Source organism: Methylophaga sp. UBA1464, assembly GCF_002325665.1.
Taxonomy (GTDB): Bacteria; Pseudomonadota; Gammaproteobacteria; order Nitrosococcales; family Methylophagaceae; genus Methylophaga.
The window spans coordinates 13,033-16,959 of sequence record NZ_DCSO01000090.1; the positions used below are offsets into that span (position 1 = coordinate 13,033).

Annotated in this window: 3 protein-coding genes; 2 read left to right on the forward strand and 1 reads right to left on the reverse strand. The window is 46.8% G+C overall.

Annotation, left to right across the window (positions count from 1 at the left end; genetic code table 11):
- A partial coding sequence (locus tag B3O33_RS12110) for an efflux RND transporter permease subunit (protein WP_292363700.1) occupies positions 1-2,130 on the forward strand: 2,130 nt, incomplete at its 5' end.
- Between the two features lie 61 nt (positions 2,131-2,191).
- Here the strand turns inward: B3O33_RS12110 and B3O33_RS12115 are convergent.
- Entirely contained in the window at positions 2,192-2,581 is a 390-nt protein-coding gene (locus B3O33_RS12115; protein WP_292360944.1) for a DUF4168 domain-containing protein, read from the reverse strand.
- Positions 2,582-2,785: 204 nt separating this feature from the next.
- On the opposite strand from B3O33_RS12115, the gene B3O33_RS12120 reads away from it, so the two are divergent.
- Positions 2,786-3,927: sensor histidine kinase (locus B3O33_RS12120; protein ID WP_292363703.1), on the forward strand; the 1,142-nt coding region annotated here is incomplete at its 3' end.

Genomic DNA, 3,927 nt, shown 5'->3' on the forward strand with positions numbered 1-3,927 from the left:
CGAACCACACTTGTGGAAAGAACCCTTAAAACGGTGCAGAAAAACTTGTTTGAGGGCGCTTTACTGGTTGTCGTGGTGTTGTTTTTAATGTTGGGCAATATTCGGGCAGCACTGATAACCGCCTTGGTTATACCGTTAAGCATGTTATTTGCCGTTACCGGCATGGTAAGCAATCGGGTATCGGGAAATTTGATGAGCCTGGGAGCGATTGATTTTGGTCTGATTGTTGATGGTGCCGTCATTGTCGTGGAAAACGCTTTGCGACGACTGGGTCTTGCGCAACAGCGTCTGGGCCGGATGTTAAGTGTGCAGGAACGTTTGGCAGAGGTAATTGAAAGCACGCGTGAAGTCTTTAATCCGGCGGTATTTGGCATGTTCATTATCATGCTGGTGTATCTGCCGATTTTTGCACTGAGTGGTGTTGAGGGGAAAATGTTCCACCCCATGGCGTTTACAGTGGTGGCGGCATTAATCGGTGCTTTGGTGTTTGCCGTGACCTTTGTCCCTGCCGCGGTGGCCATTTTGATTACAGGCAAAGTTGCCGAGCGTGAAAACCTCCTCATGCGAATGGCTCGCTGGATTTACCGTCCGGTGTTAAGTCTGTCTTTGCGTCTGCCCATTTTAATCGTGGTATTGGCGACGCTGATGGTCAGTATCACGGTTTATTATGGTTCGCGTTTAGGCAGCGAGTTTCTGCCACAACTTGATGAAGGGGATATTGCGCTGCATGCCTTACGGGTTACCGGCACGGGGCTTGAACAATCGGTGGCGATGCAAAACCAGCTGGAGTCAGTAATTGCGGAGTTTCCACAGGTTAAGCATGTTTATTCAAAAATTGGTACGCCGGATATTGCTACCGATCCGATGCCACCGAGTGTTGCCGATACATTTGTGATTATGCAACCCATCGAGCAATGGCCTGATCCTCAATTGAGCAAAGCGGAATTCCTGTCAAAATTACGCGACAGTGTTGAAGCGGTGCCGGGAAATCTTTATGAATTTACCCAACCGATTGAAATGCGTTTCAATGAATTGATTGCTGGCGTGCGTGCAGACGTTGCCCTGAGGATATATGGCGATAATCTGGATACGCTTTACCAACTGGGGGAACGAGCTGAGCAACTGTTGTCAGAAGTTGCTGGTGCCACAGATGTCAGAATGGAACAACTTACCGGTTTGCCGATGTTGTCGATTGAGCCGCAGCGTGATCATCTTGCGTTATTAGGGTTGGATATAGCCAGTTTGCAACAAAATATTCAGACTGCGATTGGTGGTACATCTGCCGGGCTGATTTATGAAGGTGATAAACGCTTCCGCATTGTTGTTCGTCTGGACGATGAGATACGTAAAAATCCACAGTTGCTGGCAAAATTACCCATTGCTTTGCCGGATAGCGATGATCCGGAACTGTCGTATGTTCCACTGGGTGAAATTGCTGATATTCATGAAATCAGTGGTCCCAATCAGATAAATCGTGAAAGCGGTAAAAGACATGTGATTGTCAGTGCCAATGTGGTCGACAGAGATTTGGGATCATTTATCGCTGATGTTCAGCAGAACGCACAACAACTTGATTTGCCCGCCGGGTATTGGCTGGAATACGGCGGCACATTTGAACAATTGCAGTCAGCCAGTAAGCGTCTGATGGTTGTGGTACCTGTGACGCTATTACTGATTCTGCTGTTATTGTTCAGTGTCTTTAATTCACTGCGAGATGCGTTATTGATCTTTACCGGTGTGCCAATGGCCTTAACCGGCGGCTTGATTGCATTAATGCTGCGGGATATGCCGTTATCCATATCTGCGGCGGTGGGATTTATTGCTTTATCAGGCATCGCGGTATTAAACGGTGTGGTGATGTTGACGTTTATACGACAGTTGCGTGAACAGGGCTTAGCGCTTATGGAATCGGTTTTTCAGGGAGCGATGCAGCGATTACGACCGGTAATGATGACGGCCTTGGTGGCAGGTTTAGGTTTTCTGCCGATGGCTTTGAATACGGGGACCGGTGCAGAAGTACAACGACCATTAGCCACGGTGGTGGTTGGCGGCATTGTCTCATCAACGTTATTAACGCTATTAGTGTTGCCTGCTTTGTACCTCCTGGCCTATCGGTTCAAAACCAGGTAGAGCAGAAATGAAAAAGCCGGGTAACCCCGGCTTTTTCACAATAGATGACGCTAAAACAACCTTAGTTCAGCATGGATTGCACTTTATCACGCAATTCAGGATCGCTTTGAATAGCCAATGCAATATTGCTGTAAGTTTCAACATCTAAGCCCGTTTCCTGAACGGTCTGAACCATTTTCTGGCTCGCTTCTTGTTGTAACTGAGCTGCTTGATCTGGATCTTCTGTGCTTTCCAGACGACCAGAATATTCGCTGCGGATTCCTTCAAGATCATCCTGTACATCAGCAAATTTTTGCAGATCTGCATCACTGAAATCAGCAGCTGGAGCAGTTTCAGGCATAGGCGCTTGAGGTGTAGCCTGCTCCGGTGAGCCGTACCCCTGTTCTGCCATCGCAGAACTACTTAGACCTAATGCCATTAAGATTGAAACTAACGTAGCTGTTTTTTTCATGGTGTTTTCCTTTATTGGTTGTGAAACACACTGTGACCACTGCGAGTTCTATGCCAGAACGAACTTAAAAATTAAGTGTATGATTTTAAATATATTTATTTTTTTTCATAGTGCCTGATGAACAGAGAGTTCTCTTGACCGGTGCCATAACATGTGTCATTTTGGCTCATGTGTCATAAAGCCATCCATTGAGATGCATTAACAATGCGATTTCCCTCAATTTTCAACAACCTGCGTTTAGTGTTGATTATGCAGGTTGCTTTACCAGTACTCATCGTATTGGCCGTTATTCTGGTGATAGGTTTATCCATGGTGGGCCAGTTTATTGAAGAACGGATGCAACGGGATTTGCAACAAGTCGCCAGAACAATTCATCTGCCGGTGTCGCAAGCTTTGGAGCGGCAGGATCTGGATCAGCTTCAAAACAGTATGGCTTCGGTATTTGGAATAACCGAAGTGTATGGTGCGTACCTATTTGATGCTGAAGGAAAACGCTTAAGCAGCTTTGGTGTGGTGAATCCCACTCAGGAACAGGCTACCGATGCACTTGAACAGATTGTGCAGGGTGAGTTTGCACAGTATGAACGGATTCGTGGTCGCCATGTGTATTCCTTTTTTATGCCGTTATTTGATGCCACCGGTCAGCCAAATGGATTGCTGCAAGTGACCCGGCGACGCAGTGATATTGATCGCGAATTGACCGAATTAAAATATTGGGCCTGGGGTGGCTTTGGTTTGGTTTCTTTAATTATTTTAGGGGTCATCAGCTATTCGCATCAGCGGGCGATCGAAACGCCACTGCAACGATTGGTTGAGAGTATGCGACGGGTCAGTCGAGGTGATCGTCATCATCGGGCAGCAGAACGAGGACCTATTGAAATCAGCCAACTGGCTAAGGGACTCAATGGAATGCTTGATGCGATTGAACAGGCAGAAAACAGTGAGGCTCAACAGCGATCTGCCCGGGAAAAAATGGCTGAAAGACTGCGACAGACTGAAACGATGGCTGCGCTGGGACAATTATCTGCAGGCGTCGCACATGAACTCGGTGCGCCGTTAACCGTAGTCGATGGACGGGCCAATCGTTTATTAAGACGTATGGAGAATGAAAAAGACATTGCTGAATTAAATGAAATACGCCAGCAAGCGGCCAGAATGACCTCGATTATTCAGCAATTACTCAGCTTTGGTCGTTCATCTCGTGCACAAATGCGCGATTTGGATGTGACTTCATTGATCGAAAGATCTGAATCCCTGTTAGCTGACCAGGGTTATCGAATCAGTCTTATCAAAGGACCGCAGGCTAAAATTAATGGCGATTCGTTAAGTCTGGAACAAGCCTTAAT